Source organism: Novosphingobium sp. GW821-FHT09E05 (assembly GCF_059416165.1).
On record NZ_JBWKOQ010000001.1, the window covers coordinates 1,283,078 to 1,298,645 of the forward strand.

Here is a 15,568-nt window from a genome sequence, read left to right on the forward strand (position 1 = left end):
AACATCACGCATCGCGCTTGTCGGCCTTCACCAAGCGGACGGCAAAGCCATCGGGCAGGGGGTTTTCAGGGTCGGAGCCGAGCAAGGTCTTGTCGCCGTACCGCTTGGGGTCCCACTTCGCCAGCAGCTTCAAGCGCGTCTCGATCCGCAGCTTCGAGCGCGATATCCATTCGGTGTCAGCGCGTTCACCGCTCTCAGTCCGAATTGTGTCGCGGCCCGTCTCGTCTGCGATATCCAGGCACTCGGCGGCAAGCACATCGAACCCATCTTCACGCGCCCGCGCGATGGCACACGAAAGTTCGTTGTCCCCATCAGACCACTCCCTGATCGTTTTTGGCGTAGGCATGCCCTCAGAGCGGCAAATCACCGTCAAGGGTATCCCATTAGCCAAACCCTCCAAAACGTCCTGTATAGCCTTCTGACGGGATTTTTGGTCATATTGAAACGGCATCACCCGTGAACCTTCCTCAACCGATGAATGCGCTTGTGGCACGCCATGGCAGAAATACCCTTCGTGTCGGCAAATTGCTTTATGCCTCCCCTCGCCTGACTGAGCCCGAGCAGTTCCGCATCCAACTCGAGCGTCCACCGGAAATGCACCCCGGACGAGGGATGCCCGCGACAGACGATCGCCTCGATGATGTCGGTTTCGTCGTCGGTGAGCGCGCGGTGTCGGCCGATCTCGTTCAGCAGGGACAGCATCTTGTCAGGCGCGAGGCTGATCATGGCTCACCCCCTCAAAACACCCACACCGCTCCATCGCAAACCCGGCATGGTCGAGGTAGCCGGTGTTGTCGCAGCGGGGGCAGGGGGGCTTGGCGAGGGCGCGGATCTGGTTCCATGCGAGAAGTGCGCCAGCTTGAGCGCCAGTGTTCTTGGCCCCCTCGGCTGTCTTCGCGACATGATCGCAGACCGCCATGCACTCCTCGATCGCAGCAGCGCGGGCGGCGAGGCGGTGACGGGCAAAGCTTCGGACTTCTACCTTGTGATCGAAATGGCCTTCGAGGGCCATGTGCGCGAGGATATCTGGGCCGCCAGTGTCGGTGAAGAAATTGGCGGCCGCTTCCCGATCCGCCTGCGTAATCTCGTCACCGCGGTTGATGCGGGCCTGGCTGGGGGTGGTCATACCTTGGTTCCTCCATCGCCGTTCGCATCAAGCGGATGCATGATCCGCCAGTTGTGCCGGCGCGCTTCCTCGTCCTTGGCGGCCTTGTCCTTGCGGTGGCGCTCGGCGGCTACTGCTTCGTCGTCAGTGATGAACGGGCGGCCGTCATTGCCGACCATCCAGAGCAAGCCTGGCTCCCGCATCGTCGCGTTGTAGTAGGCGCACAGGCAGTGTGGGTCCGAGTATCCAGGATGGCCGTTCATTCACCGTCTCCCGGCTCAGGCGCAGGAACGATCTTACCGGTCGCATCCTTGACGAGCGCCCCGCAGCCCAACCCGATATTCACCAGCGGGTCCGGCAAGGCATCAACCGTCTCTTGAGTGAAAGCGGGCCGCTCCCAGGCTTGCACCGGTGCCTCCAGCCTGCGCTCATAGCGTTCGTTTGCCGCAAGCCTGCACGCCAGTGAATGGCGGCGCGTGCCGTCATCGTCCCGGCGCCAGCCCGCCATGATCTCGATGCATTCCGCGATCGTAGGGAACCATTTGCAGCGCTCCATCGCCTGATCAGCGAGATAGCTGATCTGGTCCTGCGGATACGGCAGCAGCTTTTTGATGTAGGCGGCGACGAACAGTTCGCCGGTGATCTCGTCGGCATTCCGCTTCGGAAGCACGGCCTGCATCACCCGCAGGCACTGCCCCAAGTGCCGTTCAGAACAGGGTTCGGGCGGGCACAATGGCGAGTCCGCGATTGCCTGCACCATCGCCAGCGCTGCGTCGTCCAGACGGTCCGGCAGCGTCGTCAAGTCCAAGTCTGCGATCGAGCGCAGCGGCGACGCCATCCTTGGGTTTTCCGCCGTTTCCGGAAGCACGCGCCCCAGAATTGTTCCGATTGCTGCCATTTGCGTATCGCCCTTCCTCTTCGATTTTTCGGATCCAGTTCCGCCAGGTCGCATCCCAGTCGGATTTTATTCCCTTCGCGCCCGGTGCGCTGGCGGCCCAATCACGGAGCTTCGCCAATTCCCGCTCCTCGCTGCCGGGCGGCCACTTCGCCACAGCGTCGGCGAGATCGGCGGGGAGTGGCGCTGGCATCCAGTCGGCTGAGAGCCGGGTCCCCTTACGCGCACGCGTGGTGAGTTTTTCCGGGTGGGTAGGTGTGGGGGGGTTAGAGTTATTCTCATTGGGGGGGAGAGGAAGGGAGGGAGCGTCACATGTGACGTCACAAGCGTCACTTGCGTCACATGTGACGTTTTGTGACGCCTCTAGAGCCTTCTTTGCGCGGTATCGTTCGGTGCGAATTGCACCAGAACTGCGGGGCCGCGGCTCTTTAACCAACTGCTCTTCCATCTCGGCAATAGCCGTCACCAATGCGTCACCGGTGACGCCGGCGGCGATCAGATGCTTCACGGCTGTTGCGATGACGCTCACAGGCCAGCGCCTCCAACCCGAATGACGAACTCACCAGTCCGGGTCGCAGCGAACTCCACGGTCGGCGTAGCGAAGTGCTTGTCGTCGATGCCCATGGCCTGCGCGATGCCGTCCTGGTAAGCCTTCACTGAGGCGACCACGTTGTCCTTGTCGGGCATCGGGCCGGTGCGCTTGCCATGCACGGTGATGTGCAGGCCGACGCCGCCAGGGACAGAAGCAGCCCGCAGGAGCATGAACATGGCCTCTCGCTCGGCGCAGGCGGCATAGTAGGCCCATTGCCGGTGCTTCTTGACCTGCGATGCCTTGGCATGCGGGTTGCGCGTCCTGCCATTGGGCCAGAGAAGCTTGTGCGGATAGGGCAGGGCGAGGATCACAGCATCCTCATCTGGTCATCGACCTGAGATGCGATGAACGCAGCCCGCTCAGCCCTGATCCGCTCGAGCCAGTGCACCGCAGCGTCCAGTTCCGCCTCGGCAGCGTCCACCTTCTCCCGCGCACGGCAAAGCCGCTTCTCAGCAAGGGCTACAGCCTGCTCACGGCGGTCCATGGTCGGCGGGGCAGCGATGCAGCCAGCGCGGATCTGTTCAAGGGAGCGGGCATTCATGCCGCGCGCGCCCGTTCAATTGCGGCGGCCAGCGCGCGTGATCCTGCGGCGATGCCGGCATGGAACTTGTGGCTGTCGTCCTGCCCGTCCTCGACGGTAGCGCGAAAATCATTTCGCGAGCGTATGTACCGCGGCACTGGCGTCAGAGCTGCGCGCTCTACTGCAGCGACCTCAGAGGCAGGTGGAGCGGGGCGAGCGGGGCGAACAGGGCGAGGCTGAGGTGGCGCGATATCCAGGTCGATCGAATCGACGGCGGGCAAAGGGGGTGAACCATCAGCAACCCTTGCGACGAAATCTGCGTATTCGGGGTCACGCTTCACGCGCTCCTTCGCCGCTTCTCGGCCGTGAAGGATGGTGGTATGATCTCGCCCGCCGAGTGCATGCGCCACTACGGTCGATGAGTGCCCTGCCTCCAAACCGAGCAGGCAAACCGCCTGGCGGGCCATGATAATGGGTCGGAAGCGTCTCGCGCCGGTGATGTCGGCCACCGTGAAACCTGAATGGGCGGCAGCAGCGGCTATAAGGCCAGACAAACGCCGCGTAGGTATCGTCACGGACGAGGTTTCGCTAGCTCGCCGAACCCGGTAGGCGCCGACGTTCAAGCGGGCAGCTACCTCGCGCACCGTAGCGCCGCTTGCGAGGGCGGCGAATATGCGCTCGTCCATGGCGACGCTTTCAAGCAGGCGCTGCTCATTGTAGTGCACGTGGCAAAGCTTACCGATGGTCGAAGAGGAAAGCTTTCGGATGCAGGATCGCTGGGAGCAGGTCGCCATCACACAACCTCCCGCAGACGAACCGAATCCCGCTTCTGCCGCAGCACGTCAGCCACGCGCGCCAGGGTCCCGATCACGCCAGCCTGTTCGAGCTTGCGCACGTCGGCATCGCAGCATTCGCCATCGGCCAGCAGTTCGATCAAAAGCGGCAGGCACTGCGCCAGCTCGACCGGAACCGCGGAGATATCCAGCGTGGCGCAGTCGTCGCGTATGGCGCGCATGCCGACCAGCGTGAGCACGGTGTTCAGGCCGGCGGGCCCGAAGCGCTCACCTAGCTTCAGCCAGTTCATGAGGCTGAGGTCGTGGTTCTTGTTCTGCGCGTTGCCGACGGTGCCCGCGGACACACCCCATTCCTCGGCCATTTCGGCTTCGGACCAGCCATTGCGATTGGCGGCGACGGTCGTTGCGACTGCCTGGCGCATAGTGGATTGTTTCAGGCGGCGAGAATTGCCCAGCCCGTTGTGTGCGATTTCAGACATCAGCTTACCTCATGAAAATGAGACACGATCAGTTTTCCGCCCGCCGGACGGGGGAGGGAGCATCCGGCGGGCGCCGCGCCGGGGAGGGTGGCGCGGGGTTCGTCGATGGCGCGCAGAATGGCGCTGCCGATCAGTTCGGGGATTTGGGGGACTACGGCGTTTCCGAGGCACTTAAGACGGTGTGCAGCATCGGGAATCCCATAAGCCACTCGACCCACGTCGGGTTCAGCCCGCCACGTTTCCCCGAGCTCACTCCCTCGACGATACCGACCGATCTCGGGAGCGAAGACTGCTGTCGGCCTGGCGCATTCGACATCCCCGCCTTGAAGTCGCCCGCGTTCGGCGTCGGCCACATCGCCACCGCCCAACCCAGTTTGTTGGGTTTCGCGCGACCATCCCCGCTGCAAGTCAAGGAGAGGTCCACGCTCGCCTTGGCTGAATTGGGGGTAGGCCACGATCCAGATGCGGTCGCGTCGATGGCGTGCGCCAACGTAGGAAGCTGGAATGCAATGCCACTCCGCATCAAACCCGATCGAGGCCAAGTCTCCGAGAACTCGGCCAAGCCCTCGACTAAGCAATGCTGCGACGTTCTCCACGACGAGGAATTGTGGTCGAAGGTCGCGAGTAAGCCGGACGATTTCGCTCCAGAGGCCGCTTCGTGCTCCATCCAGGCCAGCGCCAAGTCCTGCGAAAGAGAGGTCTTGGCACGGGAACCCGCCGCAGATGACATCAACGGCAATTCCATCGGCAGCAAGTCGTTCGCCGGTGAGGGTGCGCACGTCGTCGTAGCAGGGCACGTCGGGCCAGTGCTTGGCGAGGACGCGGCGGGGGAATTCTTCGATCTCGCAGAACGCGACGGTTTCGAAGCCATCATACTGTGCTCCCGAAAGGGTGGCGCGCTCCAGGCCCAAAGAAAATCCGCCAATACCCGAGAAAAGATCGAGCACTTTGAGAGATTTACCCATGAGAGTTCTCCCGAACGCGTGTTATGTTCAGAATCTTTTCGTCGTATTTCCAGTGACACCCACGGCACATCGGCGCGTAATCTTCGATGTCTTGGTATTGACCCGTCAGATTTGCGTAGTCGTAGTGCGCAGCCTCGGTGGTGCCGCACTGCGAACAGCGAGACGGTTTCCCGAACCGCGAGTACAGTCGGCGATGGAAAGCAGATTTGCCCGCGAGATCACCTTTCCAAGCGTGGTTCGATGATCCGAACTGGTCACGCTTCGCTGCGGTCCGGGTACGAATGGAGTGTCGGCGCATGATATTGAAAACGACCTTCTGGGTGAGACCCAGGGCCGCTCCGATCTCGGCTTGCGTCGAGCCAGCAGAATACATCTGGCGAACGCTCTCTACGAGCGCTGCGTCATATGACTTAGGCTTAGCTCCGCGTGGCATTAGTGCCTCCGCCGATGCCGCTGAAAAGGTCAAGGACGTGCAGCTTCACGGTTCAACCCCCCTCCACCCTCACGACCAAGACGATCGCGAGATAGATGCAGGCCCACATGCAGAGGCCGAGGACCGAGAGGGCGGCGAGGCGAGGGATCATGCTGCCACTCCTATGCAGTCAGCTAACAGCTTGACGAACGATCCACTGTGGCGCCTATTGACCAGTCCGGCCGAAGAGTCGGGGGGAGAGGGCATATGGGCGTACGTTGGGTTGACGAGGTTCCGCTTGTGGAAGTGGAGCCCGATGGAGTGCGCGTTACGATCATGTCGGGCGATGAGGCGCTGGTGTTCAGGCTTCGGCGCAATATCGCGCGACGCACTATTGCTGCGGCTATGCGGGCGCTGGATGACGCGGATATGTGCCAGCAAGCCAAGATGGCTGGGATGCACGGGGTTTGCCCGTACCCGATTGGGAATCGATGTGAGCCGCATTAGGCGACCTTGACCGGCTTGCCATTGGGGAAGACGAGCTCTCGGGGAGTCACACGCCCACCAGAGGCGAGGATGATCTTCTGCATCAGATCGCGCGAGATGTTCTGCTCGCCGCGGCGGATGCGCGAAAGAGAGGCGTCACTGATGCCGATGCGCGCTGCAAAGTCAGCTGCGTTCATCGGCGTCGCTTTGAGATAGGCGTCCAATGTCATGACCGGAACTTACACGGGGCGTAAGTCCACAGCAAGCCATTTCTTACGCGAGGGCGCATTCACTAGTTGCGCCCCGTGTAGGAATATCGGGGCTATGGAAAATCGCCCGACATACCTGAAGGAATGGCGCAAGGAGCGCGGCCTCACGCAGAAGCAGGTGGTGGACAGATTGGCGTCGCTGGATGACCCGAACCTGCCTAGCACTGAGGCAAGCCTCTCGCGCCTAGAGAACGGGAAGCAGCCTTACAGCCAACGGGTTCTTGAAGCCCTGGCGGAAATATACGGGGTCGAGCCGGATCACCTTATCGGGCGCAACCCGGAGAAGGCCGGTGAGATCATTGATCTGTGGCAGCGCATGACGCTTGACCAGCGCAGTCAGGCGCGAGCTGTTATCGAGGCTCTATCGAAGCGCGCGTAATTACTCAGGGGGCCGTAAATGGGAATGCTCGTCGAATTGGCAGGGGCCACGCTTAGCGGCACGCTGATCATGCTCTTGATCGCATGGCTTATCTCGAAGGCCACCTATCATGACGATCTCGAACCGTCACGCCGGGCTACTCAGGAAACCTTGGTGGGCTTTTTCGCTGTCGGCATTCTCCGAGCTTTCGGCAATGGTAGTGGGGCGAGCCCCGCAGGCTGGGACTGGTGGGCATTCCTTTATGCAATTCCGGCGGCGATCATCACTTGGTACATTCTGCGACGCCGTTTCATGAAGGTGGCGGCATTGGAAGCGGAAACAGACGCCTTCCGCTAATATGTCAGCCGAGAGAATCGGCGATGCGTGATAAAATTACGCCCGATGCAATTTTCCATCTTGCAGACTTACGCCTGATGTAATATCTCCATCCCACAAGAGGCCGCTAACTCGCCGCCTCGTGGAGATGGTCATGTCTTCCAACGAAACGAAATTTACGGCGGGCGACAAGGTCCGCTGGATCAGCTCGAACACCTACAAGCAGGGCATCATCGAATTTGTTCTGCCTGCGCGCATGACGCCGCTTGATGCCGGATACCCAAGGGCTGGCGGCGGCGGGTTATCGCGCGACCACGAAACCTACATCGTGCGCGGTCGCAAGATCACGAACCGCGGAGACGAGTACGGGTCCAAAGCACTCTACTGGCCGCACGTCAGCCTGCTCGAGAAGATGGAGGCCTGACCCATGGCGATCCACCAACAACTCATCGGCACCCCAGCCACCCTGACCGCGCAGGAGAAGCGTGAGGCCAAGGGCGCGATCTTCATGAAAGAGGTCGAGCGCCTGCAATCGAAGCTGGCCGCGTTCTCCAGCGACCTGTCCGGGGCCGAACCCGAAGGCACGTGGTCGAAGCGCGCCGAGTGGTCCGCGCTTGAGCTTCTGGAATGCCTCCAGTTCGTGTTCGACGTGAACGCGCAGGCCGACATGGATCAGCTGCGCAGCGAACTCGGCATCGACGACGAGGGCTATCGGCTTGATGCGGATGGCGAGCGCGGTGACCGGGTGCATACGCCAGCGCGGAGGATTGGGTTGTGAGCGAGGCACAGAACCCACCCGCTTTTCCTCGGGATCATCGTCACCTCGGCCACAACGGCATGACCCTGCGCGACTGGTTCGCTGGGCAGGCTCTAGCAGGATTTCACGCCAACTCTGAAATCTCGACACATGCGCAGGAAGTGGCGGCTGCAACCAAACTTACGATGCCCGGCGTGTATGCGGCGATGGCCTATGAAAGCGCCGACGCGATGCTCGCCGAACGCGCGAAAGACGGTGCGGCATGAGCATCCACCAAAACAGCTTCAACCCCGGTGCCTACCGTGGCTGGACGATCAAAATCAGCCCCACCGGCCTCTACACCGCCCGCTCGCCCGACTTCGAACTGCTCGAAACGACGGACACCGGAGCGCGGATCAACGGCGGCTTTGCGACTGCGCATGATCGCATGGCGCTGATCGCGGAGATCGATGCGGCAATTCTTGAACTGGAGACAAGGCAGTGAACGCTCAAGATTTTCACCGCATCGCCGAATGCAACAAACTCGTCAGCATCACCGTATCGTACCTTGCTGACGTCAAGAAGTTCTCGGCCAATGTCCAGTGGATGGACGGCAACGAGCGCGAGATATTTTCCGCACACGGCGACACTGACCAAGAAGCGCTGAATGAAGCGTTGGAAGGAAAGCGGTCACAGGACGCCGATACCGAGGACGCAAAAGTTGCTCGCATTGCCAGGTTGCAGCGCGAACTCGCCGCGCTGACGGGAGAGGCGGCATGACCGACGAACAGAGCCTTATGCCGTGCCCGGTGTGCGGTGAGCAACCGCGCTGGCGCGGTACTCGCAGCGATTATGCGCGCGGAATCTATCGCCTGCAGTGCTTGGAAGAAACACATCTATTCCAGTCGTATGGTCCGAATGAAGCTGCCGCCATCACCGCCTGGAACACCCGCACCCCCACCGCCCCCGAGAAGCTGGTCCCGGCTTTGGAGACAATCACAAAGCAACTCGCAAAAGCGGATTGTGAATGCGATAGCTTCCACGGCTTTACAGGTTGCCTTTCTTGCCAGGCTCGCGCCGCCCTATCCCTCCTCAACCCCGAGCCCGTCGAAGCGCAGGGGGTGGATCATGTCTGACGGCGAATCCTTCTTCATGCTGGTCGCAATCATTTGGATCGGATGGCCTCTCCACAGCATCGCGCGCGACTTCAAAACGCTGCTCAAGCTGGCCACGAAGTCATGAACCACTCCGAAGCCACCCGCAACGTCCACCCGCCGTTGCAGCGCTCGACCTCGCTTTGGTCCCGTTTCCGCTCGTGGCTCACCACCGACGCCCTCTGGCAGCCGTTCTATCGCAACTTGGTGTGTCTGGTCGGGTGCTTCTGCGGGCCGGTGTTTCTGGCGGTTGGGCTGGTGTTGGTGCTGACATGAACAAACAGTACCTCGCCGAGACCCGCCGTGAAATTGAGGCATGGCCCGACGTGTCGATCTCGCAAGAGAACGCCGGGAAGCATGGCCGCATCGTCCTGCACTACAAGGACGAGAGCCGCTTCGTGGTCGTGTCGAACACGCCGAGCGATTGCATGGGCATCAAGAACCACATCGCGCTCGTCCGCCGCATCCTCAAGGGCATGGGCGCCAGCAAGACAGCCGCACCCACTAGCGCGAATGACCGCGTGCCCAACAAGCCGGTGCGCCTCGTCATACCTTCCGAGCCCGCGCCAGTGCGCGAAAACCCGTTTCTCAAATTGGAGCAGCCCATCATGGCTACGAACAGCAACAACCCGATCGACGCCATTTTCGCCAGCATCGAGCGCCTTCGGTATTCGGAGATGCTGGAGTTCGCGACGTACCTTTCGGACACGGCAAGCGCTGGAAACTTGCGCCGCTCCAAGCCGAACGATTGGGCACAGATGCTCCAGACCGCAGCCGAAAACAGGGCCACGTCTCAGTGACCCGCCACCTCCCCACCGCAGCGCTGATCGCCGTGCTGATTACCGCCTTCATGTGCGGGGCCGTGGCTTGGGTTCAGCTCGCTTCCCCCGCCTCCTCGCAGCCCCAGGCTGACGGCTCCCTACCCCACGGCGTCGAGGCCGCTGCTGGGGTTACTGGAGAGCGGCTGTGAGCATCGCGCCCGACAAAGACGCCATGTTCCGCGCAAAGCATGTCGGCGCGTCCGAGGTGTCGGCGCTGTTCGGCTGCAATCCGTGGCTGACCGAGTTCGAGCTATGGCATCGCAAGGTCGGCACGATCGCAACGCCGGACTTCAATGCTGTGCGGCCGGACGGAACGCCTGAGAATGAGCGGATTTTCTGGGGCGTGAAGCTCGAGGCGCCGATCATCGAGGCAGCCAAGGAGATATATGGCTACGTCGATCGCGAGGACGTGGGGCCGCTGAGCAATGGCGCTGGGCTCGGCGGGCACCCTGACCGGCCTGTGGTTTGCCCCCAGCGTGGCCCGATCATCCTTGAAACGAAGATGGTCGATTGGCTCGAGTTCAAGAAATGGGGCGACGAACCGCCGACGAACTATCTGCTGCAAGGCAACACCTACGCCGGCCTGGATTTCGTCAACGGCTTCGACATGCTCGTGCTCGTCGGCGGGAATAGGCTGGAGCGGCTGCAGTACGACTTCCGGCCGAAGCTGTTCGCCGAAGCCGAGCGGCGCGTGAAAGCCTTCTGGCAGTCCATCGCCGAGGGCAGGGCACCGAAGCCGGATTACAGCCGCGACGGGGACGCGCTCAAGGAAGTCTACGCCGACCAGAGCGCCGAGACGATCGACCTCGCCGGTGACAATCGAGCCGCCATCGCTGCCGCCGAATACCTGACCGCTGCCGAGGAAGAGCGCCAGGCGCGCGCGCGCAAGGAAGCCGCGCAGGCCGAGATCATCGAAAAGATGAAGGACGCCGCAGTCGGATTTGCGGACGGCTTCACGATCAAGGCAACCGCCGTGAAATCCATACCGGACCGCGAGGCTGTGGTCGGCGAAATCATCAAGGGACGCAAGGGATACCGGCGCTTCACTGTCAAGGAGATTGAAGCATGAAGATTGGCGACAAGGTCCGCTGGATCAGCTCGAACACCTACAAGCAGGGCATCATCGAATTTGTTCTGCCTGCGCGCATGACGCCGCTTGATGCCGGATACCCAAGGGCTGGCGGCGGCGGGTTATCGCGCGACCACGAAACCTACATCGTGCGCGGTCGCAAGATCACGAACCGCGGAGACGAGTACGGGTCCAAAGCACTCTACTGGCCGCACGTCAGCCTGCTCGAAAAGATGGAATCCTAATCATGGCATCGCTCCCCGCAACACCGACCGAAACGAAAGACCCGATCCGCAATGCCATCGCCCTGATGGCCCCGGAGTTCAAGGCCGCGCTCCCAGCACACGTCACGCCCGAGAAGTTCGTGCGCGTCACCATGACCGCGATCAACAGCAACCCGGATTTGCGGCAGGCTGACCGCGCCTCGCTGTTCGGTTCGGTGACCAAGCTGGCGCAGGACGGTCTTCTCCCCGATGGGCGCGAAGCCGCACTGGTCATCTTCAACACGAAGGACCGGGCAAGCGGCGGATGGGTCAAGAAGGTGCAGGCCATGCCGATGGTCGCCGGCCTGCTCAAGATGATGCGGCAGTCGGGCGACGTTGCCTGGGTAGACGCGCAGATCGTGCGCGCCAACGACAAGTTCCAGTACCGCCCCGGCATCGACGAAATGCCTGTGTTCGAGCCCAACTGGTTCGGCGACCGAGGCGATGTGATCGGCGCGTACGCCATCGCCAAGCTCAAGAGCGGCGAAATCGTGCCGCCTGAGATCATGAACCGGAAGCAGATCGAGGAAGTACGCAACGTCAGCCGGTCGAAGGACAAAGGCCCGTGGGTGGACTGGTACGACCAGATGGCACTCAAGACGGTCCTGCGCCGCTATCTCAAGCGGCTCCCCACCAGCACGGACGTGATCGACCGGATCGAGCGCGACGAGACGATGCAGGCAGACTTCACGCCGCGTGTCGTCGATGGCGGCACAGTGCAGGGCGAGCCACAAGCCCCGGTCAGCCGCCTCGACGCGCTGGAGCACCACATCGAGGAAGCCGGCGAAGGCCCTGACCAGACCCAGCAGGGCGAGCCCACGACCTTCGCCGATTACAAGGCGCTGATCGACGCGGCGACCGACCAGGCCACCTGGAACCTCGCCGACAATGCGCTGCTGTCCGCGGACCTCGACGACGCCGAAATCGCCGAGCTGACCCACGCGCTTGACGTGAAAAAGAGCGCGCTCACCGCCGCCTAACACCGCCCGCAATCCCAGCGATGGGGCGGGGGATTTTGGAGTTTTGATGATGGCTGATCTAACAACGCGCCTTCGTTCTGTTGCCGATGCATCAACCCGTGGCGATGGCAGTGACATTCCGATCGGGAAGCTGATGCGAGAAGCTGCCGACGAGATCGAGCGTCTCCGCGGGCTCTTGATCGACTCCGGAACCCCCGAATGGGAAGACGCGCGGGTGGTACTGGTGGAGGAACTTCGCAAGGCCGAACTTCACGAACAGGCGGGGTCAGTGGCCTCGGGCGCCGCAGCGGATATCCCCTCGTGGATCGCCCTCAACCTCATTGCGCATGCGGCCCAGCATGGCCCTTCCGCCCCCTCCGATCAGGAGAAGCTGGTGGGGGAGTTGGTCGAGGCGTTGGCGGATGCTGCCGACGAGATACACGAACTGCACCGCTACGCGAATAACCATGGCCGAGAGTACGACGAAGAAGATCCGTCGCACCTGCGCGCCCTCATCACCCGCGCCCGCAACCTCGGAGCCCCGTCGTGATTGGGGAGGCCGTCTTCATTGCCGTGATAGCTTGGATCGTCGTGGTCGATCGGGTCTATCTGCATAGCGCTCGGGCGGGGGGTGGGGGGTGACGGATCTTCTGACCGAAGCCGAGGCAGCCGAACGCCTGCGTTTGGCACCGCGCACCCTTCGCGACTTGCGCAGCCGGGGCAAGATCAGCTTTGTGCAGGTCACGCCCCGGAACATCGCCTATCGCCTGGACCAGATCGACGAGTATGTTGCCCTCTGCGTTCGCAGGCACGGCGAGCCCAACGATCCCGTGCCTAAGGGCAAGCGGCGATCAGCAAAGGGCCCGGCTGTCGCTGGCGTGGTGGTGCCTTTCAGCCAGCGGGACAAGCGATGACCGTCTACAAGCCGAAGAACAGCCCGCACTACCACTTCGACTATCAGTACCGCGGCGTCCGCTATTACGGCTCCACGAACTGCAAATCAAAGCGGGATGCGGACAGGTTCGAGCGAGACCACCGCACCGAGGTCGCGACCGGCAAGAAGGACAAGCCCTCGATCACGCTGGACGAGGCGATGGGCATCTACTGGGACACGAAGGCCAAGTTTGATCGCAACCACAAGGCGACGGAAAAGCAGATCGAGAACATCCTGCGCCTGATAGGCGGCAAGGTGCTACTTCAGGATATCGACGATCTCGCCGTATCCCGCATGGTCGCCCTGCGCCGCGTCGAAATGACATTCCCCAACCGCCGGCGCAAAAAAGGCTCGCCGGCAGCCAAGCCGGTGTCGGCCGCGACTGTGAACCGCGAGGTGCAAATCCTGCGCCGCGCGCACCGCTTCTTGGGTAAGAGCTATCGCATCGATGAGATCGAGTGGAAGAACCACACTCTCAAGGAGCCCAAGGAGCGGGTCCGCGAGGCGAGCCCGATCGAGGAGGCTGCCCTGTTCGACATCCTGCGCGAGAGGCATCCCGATCTTTGCGACATGGTAGAGTTCGCCATGATCTCGGGTGCCAGGCGCACCGCGGTCGTAACCCTGCTCTGGTCCAAGGTCGATCTGCACAAGGGAACCGCCGCCGTCCACACCAAGGGCGATGTCTGGCACGAGTTCCCCCTGTCGCAGCGCATGAAAGAGATCATCGCCAACCGGCCCAAGGTCGGCCCGTTCGTCTTCACCTACGTGTGCGAGAGGCCTTCACCTCCGCGCGGAGATCGACCGCGCCGGCTCAAGGGCGAGAGATATCCGTTCAGCCGGGAAGGTTGGAACCGTAAATGGTACAAGGCGCTTGCCGATGCCGGTGTCAGCAACTTCCGTTTCCACGACCTGCGGCACACTGCAGCGACTCGGATAACCCGCGCGTCGAACCTCAAGGTAGCCCAGAAGCTGCTCGGCCATTCGCGCATCGAGACGACGGCGCGCTACGCTCACGTCGGCGACGATGATATCCGCAAGGCGATGGAAGATGTAGATCAGTCCCGGAATAGTCCCGAACATACCACCGAGGGTAAAGCGGAAAACTCAACGAAATCATACATTAGGAGAGTGAAGTGATAGTGCTCCCAAAGCAAGCGCGCTACCGGGCTGCGCCACTCCCCGACCTTACGGGTCGTCGATGGTACGTCGACCTGTGAAGGACGTCGTTGTCCGGCATTGGTGGGCCCGGCAGGATTCGAACCCGCGACCTAGCCGTTATGAGCGGCCAGCTCTAACCGCTGAGCTACAGGCCCACCGTACCGGACCCAGCCCCATCGACTGGGCCGGACGGATGCGCGTTAGCCGGGGAGTCGCACCGACGCAAGTGTGCTCTAGCCGACTTTCACCGACGTCGTGATCTCGGCCACACTGGTCGGCTTGATGCCGCGCTTTTCCAGATGGGTGAACAGCACGCGCCACCAGTCGTACAGCGCGCCGAGGTCGGCCTCGCTCCTTACGTAGGGCGTGTGGCCTGGCGCCAGCGAAGGGCTGTGGAACGAGAAGACCAGCACGGGCAGACCCTCGTCGATGGCGATGTCGACGCCGCGCAGGGCCTCTTCGGCAGTGATTCCCTCGGGCGTCAGCGGGATGCGCTCGAGCAGGCCGGTCCTTGCGAGTACGCCGCGCACTTGCGGAGCGCGCCACAGGTGCGGGTATATCACATTGCCGACCTGCCGCAGAGGGCCCCAGTAGACCGTGGTCAGCGGCATTTCGAGCAGGCGCTGCTCCGGATCGACCCAGTAGGGGCGCAGCGGATGCTCGCGGTAGTTCGGCCCGCCGGTGCCGCTGTAGTCCCAGCGCGCCCGGACGGAGGTGTCGATGGCAATGCCGCATTCGCGCAGGATCTCGGCGGTGCGCGGGCCCAGCCCATAGCGCCCGGCGCGGTAGATCAGCGGAGCCACGCCGAACGCGCCTTCGATCTGGTCGCGCAGGGCATGCAGCTTCGCGCGTTCAAGTTCGAAGGGAAGATTGCCCGCGAAGCTGTTGAATTCGTTTATCTGCTCGTCGAACGGCGGACTGACCCACGGGTGCAACTGCACGCCGACTTCGGCGGAGCCGCGGGTCACGGCCTCGCCGATCGCGTCGACCGTCATGGGCGAGCAGGCGACAGGCCAGTCGATGAGGTAGGTGGGGACGACGCCGAAGCTCTCGCAGAATTCCTGGAAATCGCGGAGCGCGGGCACGGAAACCAGGCTGTGCCTTTCGCGGTCGAGGGGAGCCGACCAATCGAACTCTTCCTCTGTATCGACAGTGACGATGAAGCGCTGGCCGAAGCCCTCGCCGAAAGAAGCGAAGGACTGCTTGCCGGGTAGCTCCAGGAGATTGGGTCCTGGCAAAAACATTCCCTTCTGCGGGTCGCAT

General features: G+C 62.3%; 28 protein-coding genes and 1 tRNA gene. 16 read left to right on the forward strand and 13 right to left on the reverse strand.

The features are described 5' to 3' along the window. Positions 1–4: 4 nt before the first annotated feature. From AC07M9_RS05875 to AC07M9_RS05925, 11 genes are all read right to left on the reverse strand, one after another. Entirely contained in the window at positions 5–451 is a 447-nt protein-coding gene (locus AC07M9_RS05875; protein WP_494882116.1) for a terminase small subunit-like protein, read from the reverse strand. Beyond that, positions 451–726 (reverse strand): hypothetical protein, encoded by a 276-nt coding sequence (locus AC07M9_RS05880; protein WP_494882118.1) that lies wholly within the window; start codon positions 724–726, stop codon positions 451–453. Before AC07M9_RS05880 ends, AC07M9_RS05875 begins: the two co-directional genes overlap by 1 nt. Continuing rightward, positions 707–1,126, reverse strand: coding sequence for a hypothetical protein (locus AC07M9_RS05885; RefSeq protein ID WP_494882120.1), 420 nt, complete (start codon positions 1,124–1,126; stop codon positions 707–709). The genes AC07M9_RS05880 and AC07M9_RS05885 overlap by 20 nt, the downstream gene beginning before the upstream one ends. Further along, positions 1,123–1,368, reverse strand: coding sequence for a hypothetical protein (locus AC07M9_RS05890; protein ID WP_494882122.1), 246 nt, complete (start codon positions 1,366–1,368; stop codon positions 1,123–1,125). The genes AC07M9_RS05885 and AC07M9_RS05890 overlap by 4 nt, the downstream gene beginning before the upstream one ends. Beyond that, complete coding sequence (locus AC07M9_RS05895; RefSeq protein ID WP_494882123.1) at positions 1,365–2,003, reverse strand: hypothetical protein; 639 nt, start codon at positions 2,001–2,003, stop codon at positions 1,365–1,367. Before AC07M9_RS05895 ends, AC07M9_RS05890 begins: the two co-directional genes overlap by 4 nt. A 522-nt stretch (positions 2,004–2,525) precedes the next feature. Further along, on the reverse strand, positions 2,526–2,903 hold the full coding sequence (locus AC07M9_RS05900; RefSeq protein WP_494882125.1) for a hypothetical protein: 378 nt from the start codon (positions 2,901–2,903) through the stop codon (positions 2,526–2,528). Next, positions 2,900–3,133, reverse strand: a complete 234-nt coding sequence (locus AC07M9_RS05905) for a hypothetical protein (protein WP_494882127.1) — start codon at positions 3,131–3,133, stop codon at positions 2,900–2,902. The genes AC07M9_RS05900 and AC07M9_RS05905 overlap by 4 nt, the downstream gene beginning before the upstream one ends. Continuing rightward, positions 3,130–3,906 carry a helix-turn-helix domain-containing protein gene (locus tag AC07M9_RS05910; protein ID WP_494882129.1) on the reverse strand — a complete coding sequence of 259 codons (777 nt, stop codon included), beginning with the start codon at positions 3,904–3,906 and terminating at the stop codon, positions 3,130–3,132. The genes AC07M9_RS05905 and AC07M9_RS05910 overlap by 4 nt, the downstream gene beginning before the upstream one ends. Further along, positions 3,906–4,385 (reverse strand): hypothetical protein, encoded by a 480-nt coding sequence (locus AC07M9_RS05915; RefSeq protein ID WP_494882131.1) that lies wholly within the window; start codon positions 4,383–4,385, stop codon positions 3,906–3,908. The genes AC07M9_RS05910 and AC07M9_RS05915 overlap by 1 nt, the downstream gene beginning before the upstream one ends. Next, a complete protein-coding gene (locus tag AC07M9_RS05920) occupies positions 4,385–5,350 on the reverse strand; it encodes a DNA cytosine methyltransferase (protein WP_494882133.1) in 966 nt (321 codons plus the stop codon). Before AC07M9_RS05920 ends, AC07M9_RS05915 begins: the two co-directional genes overlap by 1 nt. Positions 5,351–6,265: 915 nt before the next feature. Next, a complete protein-coding gene (locus AC07M9_RS05925) occupies positions 6,266–6,478 on the reverse strand; it encodes a helix-turn-helix domain-containing protein (RefSeq protein ID WP_494882135.1) in 213 nt (70 codons plus the stop codon). 94 nt (positions 6,479–6,572) lie between these two features. Here AC07M9_RS05925 and AC07M9_RS05930 point away from each other — a divergent pair, with 94 nt between their 5' ends. The 16 genes from AC07M9_RS05930 to AC07M9_RS06005 all read left to right on the forward strand — a co-directional run bounded on the left by AC07M9_RS05930 (position 6,573) and on the right by AC07M9_RS06005 (position 14,284). Further along, positions 6,573–6,896, forward strand: a complete 324-nt coding sequence (locus tag AC07M9_RS05930) for a helix-turn-helix domain-containing protein (protein WP_494882137.1) — start codon at positions 6,573–6,575, stop codon at positions 6,894–6,896. An 18-nt stretch (positions 6,897–6,914) separates the two neighbouring features. Beyond that, positions 6,915–7,232, forward strand: a complete 318-nt coding sequence (locus tag AC07M9_RS05935; protein ID WP_494882139.1) for a hypothetical protein — start codon at positions 6,915–6,917, stop codon at positions 7,230–7,232. A 133-nt stretch (positions 7,233–7,365) separates the two neighbouring features. Then, positions 7,366–7,635, forward strand: coding sequence for a hypothetical protein (locus AC07M9_RS05940; RefSeq protein ID WP_494882141.1), 270 nt, complete (start codon positions 7,366–7,368; stop codon positions 7,633–7,635). A 3-nt stretch (positions 7,636–7,638) separates the two neighbouring features. Next, positions 7,639–7,989, forward strand: coding sequence for a hypothetical protein (locus AC07M9_RS05945; RefSeq protein WP_494882143.1), 351 nt, complete (start codon positions 7,639–7,641; stop codon positions 7,987–7,989). Beyond that, the gene (locus tag AC07M9_RS05950) at positions 7,986–8,234 is read left to right on the forward strand and encodes a hypothetical protein (protein WP_494882144.1); all 249 of its coding nucleotides are present in this window, start codon (positions 7,986–7,988) and stop codon (positions 8,232–8,234) included. The genes AC07M9_RS05945 and AC07M9_RS05950 overlap by 4 nt, the downstream gene beginning before the upstream one ends. Further along, positions 8,231–8,452, forward strand: a complete 222-nt coding sequence (locus tag AC07M9_RS05955) for a hypothetical protein (RefSeq protein WP_494882145.1) — start codon at positions 8,231–8,233, stop codon at positions 8,450–8,452. The genes AC07M9_RS05950 and AC07M9_RS05955 overlap by 4 nt, the downstream gene beginning before the upstream one ends. Beyond that, the gene (locus tag AC07M9_RS05960) at positions 8,449–8,727 is read left to right on the forward strand and encodes a hypothetical protein (protein WP_494882147.1); all 279 of its coding nucleotides are present in this window, start codon (positions 8,449–8,451) and stop codon (positions 8,725–8,727) included. The genes AC07M9_RS05955 and AC07M9_RS05960 overlap by 4 nt, the downstream gene beginning before the upstream one ends. Next, positions 8,724–9,083: a hypothetical protein gene (locus tag AC07M9_RS05965; protein WP_494882148.1), complete on the forward strand. Its 360-nt coding sequence runs from the start codon at positions 8,724–8,726 to the stop codon at positions 9,081–9,083. Before AC07M9_RS05960 ends, AC07M9_RS05965 begins: the two co-directional genes overlap by 4 nt. Positions 9,084–9,185: 102 nt before the next feature. After that, on the forward strand, positions 9,186–9,377 hold the full coding sequence (locus AC07M9_RS05970; protein ID WP_494882149.1) for a hypothetical protein: 192 nt from the start codon (positions 9,186–9,188) through the stop codon (positions 9,375–9,377). Further along, positions 9,374–9,901, forward strand: a complete 528-nt coding sequence (locus AC07M9_RS05975) for a hypothetical protein (protein ID WP_494882150.1) — start codon at positions 9,374–9,376, stop codon at positions 9,899–9,901. Before AC07M9_RS05970 ends, AC07M9_RS05975 begins: the two co-directional genes overlap by 4 nt. A gap of 166 nt (positions 9,902–10,067) precedes the next feature. Beyond that, complete coding sequence (locus tag AC07M9_RS05980; protein ID WP_494882152.1) at positions 10,068–10,991, forward strand: YqaJ viral recombinase family protein; 924 nt, start codon at positions 10,068–10,070, stop codon at positions 10,989–10,991. Next, positions 10,988–11,236, forward strand: a complete 249-nt coding sequence (locus AC07M9_RS05985) for a hypothetical protein (RefSeq protein WP_494882154.1) — start codon at positions 10,988–10,990, stop codon at positions 11,234–11,236. The genes AC07M9_RS05980 and AC07M9_RS05985 overlap by 4 nt, the downstream gene beginning before the upstream one ends. A 2-nt stretch (positions 11,237–11,238) precedes the next feature. Then, the gene (locus tag AC07M9_RS05990) at positions 11,239–12,234 is read left to right on the forward strand and encodes a recombinase RecT (RefSeq protein WP_494882156.1); all 996 of its coding nucleotides are present in this window, start codon (positions 11,239–11,241) and stop codon (positions 12,232–12,234) included. 49 nt (positions 12,235–12,283) lie between these two features. Beyond that, complete coding sequence (locus tag AC07M9_RS05995; protein ID WP_494882158.1) at positions 12,284–12,763, forward strand: hypothetical protein; 480 nt, start codon at positions 12,284–12,286, stop codon at positions 12,761–12,763. An 88-nt stretch (positions 12,764–12,851) separates the two neighbouring features. Then, on the forward strand, positions 12,852–13,127 hold the full coding sequence (locus AC07M9_RS06000) for a helix-turn-helix transcriptional regulator (protein ID WP_494882160.1): 276 nt from the start codon (positions 12,852–12,854) through the stop codon (positions 13,125–13,127). Beyond that, the gene (locus AC07M9_RS06005) at positions 13,124–14,284 is read left to right on the forward strand and encodes a tyrosine-type recombinase/integrase (RefSeq protein WP_494882161.1); all 1,161 of its coding nucleotides are present in this window, start codon (positions 13,124–13,126) and stop codon (positions 14,282–14,284) included. Before AC07M9_RS06000 ends, AC07M9_RS06005 begins: the two co-directional genes overlap by 4 nt. A 100-nt stretch (positions 14,285–14,384) precedes the next feature. Here AC07M9_RS06005 and AC07M9_RS06010 read toward each other — a convergent pair. Then, positions 14,385–14,460: transfer RNA gene (locus AC07M9_RS06010), tRNA-Ile, on the reverse strand. A 78-nt stretch (positions 14,461–14,538) separates the two neighbouring features. Further along, entirely contained in the window at positions 14,539–15,543 is a 1,005-nt protein-coding gene (locus AC07M9_RS06015; protein WP_494882163.1) for a polysaccharide deacetylase family protein, read from the reverse strand. Positions 15,544–15,568: the final 25 nt, after the last annotated feature.

Bases quoted from the DNA above. Each gene is read 5' to 3' on its own strand.
- AC07M9_RS05895 (WP_494882123.1), bottom strand. From the start codon at position 2,003: ATGGCAGCAATCGGAACAATTCTGGGGCGCGTGCTTCCGGAAACGGCG.
- AC07M9_RS06005 (WP_494882161.1), top strand. From the start codon at position 13,124: ATGACCGTCTACAAGCCGAAGAACAGCCCGCACTACCACTTCGACTAT.
- AC07M9_RS05920 (WP_494882133.1), bottom strand. From the start codon at position 5,350: ATGGGTAAATCTCTCAAAGTGCTCGATCTTTTCTCGGGTATTGGCGGA.
- AC07M9_RS05935 (WP_494882139.1), top strand. From the start codon at position 6,915: ATGGGAATGCTCGTCGAATTGGCAGGGGCCACGCTTAGCGGCACGCTG.
- AC07M9_RS05885 (WP_494882120.1), bottom strand. From the start codon at position 1,126: ATGACCACCCCCAGCCAGGCCCGCATCAACCGCGGTGACGAGATTACG.
- AC07M9_RS05965 (WP_494882148.1), top strand. From the start codon at position 8,724: ATGACCGACGAACAGAGCCTTATGCCGTGCCCGGTGTGCGGTGAGCAA.
- AC07M9_RS05990 (WP_494882156.1), top strand. From the start codon at position 11,239: ATGGCATCGCTCCCCGCAACACCGACCGAAACGAAAGACCCGATCCGC.
- AC07M9_RS05905 (WP_494882127.1), bottom strand. From the start codon at position 3,133: ATGAATGCCCGCTCCCTTGAACAGATCCGCGCTGGCTGCATCGCTGCC.
- AC07M9_RS05875 (WP_494882116.1), bottom strand. From the start codon at position 451: ATGCCGTTTCAATATGACCAAAAATCCCGTCAGAAGGCTATACAGGAC.
- AC07M9_RS05910 (WP_494882129.1), bottom strand. From the start codon at position 3,906: ATGGCGACCTGCTCCCAGCGATCCTGCATCCGAAAGCTTTCCTCTTCG.
- AC07M9_RS05995 (WP_494882158.1), top strand. From the start codon at position 12,284: ATGGCTGATCTAACAACGCGCCTTCGTTCTGTTGCCGATGCATCAACC.
- AC07M9_RS05930 (WP_494882137.1), top strand. From the start codon at position 6,573: ATGGAAAATCGCCCGACATACCTGAAGGAATGGCGCAAGGAGCGCGGC.
- AC07M9_RS05915 (WP_494882131.1), bottom strand. From the start codon at position 4,385: ATGTCTGAAATCGCACACAACGGGCTGGGCAATTCTCGCCGCCTGAAA.
- AC07M9_RS05945 (WP_494882143.1), top strand. From the start codon at position 7,639: ATGGCGATCCACCAACAACTCATCGGCACCCCAGCCACCCTGACCGCG.
- AC07M9_RS05925 (WP_494882135.1), bottom strand. From the start codon at position 6,478: ATGACATTGGACGCCTATCTCAAAGCGACGCCGATGAACGCAGCTGAC.
- AC07M9_RS05985 (WP_494882154.1), top strand. From the start codon at position 10,988: ATGAAGATTGGCGACAAGGTCCGCTGGATCAGCTCGAACACCTACAAG.
- AC07M9_RS05970 (WP_494882149.1), top strand. From the start codon at position 9,186: ATGAACCACTCCGAAGCCACCCGCAACGTCCACCCGCCGTTGCAGCGC.
- AC07M9_RS05940 (WP_494882141.1), top strand. From the start codon at position 7,366: ATGTCTTCCAACGAAACGAAATTTACGGCGGGCGACAAGGTCCGCTGG.
- AC07M9_RS05880 (WP_494882118.1), bottom strand. From the start codon at position 726: ATGATCAGCCTCGCGCCTGACAAGATGCTGTCCCTGCTGAACGAGATC.
- AC07M9_RS05975 (WP_494882150.1), top strand. From the start codon at position 9,374: ATGAACAAACAGTACCTCGCCGAGACCCGCCGTGAAATTGAGGCATGG.
- AC07M9_RS05890 (WP_494882122.1), bottom strand. From the start codon at position 1,368: ATGAACGGCCATCCTGGATACTCGGACCCACACTGCCTGTGCGCCTAC.
- AC07M9_RS05955 (WP_494882145.1), top strand. From the start codon at position 8,231: ATGAGCATCCACCAAAACAGCTTCAACCCCGGTGCCTACCGTGGCTGG.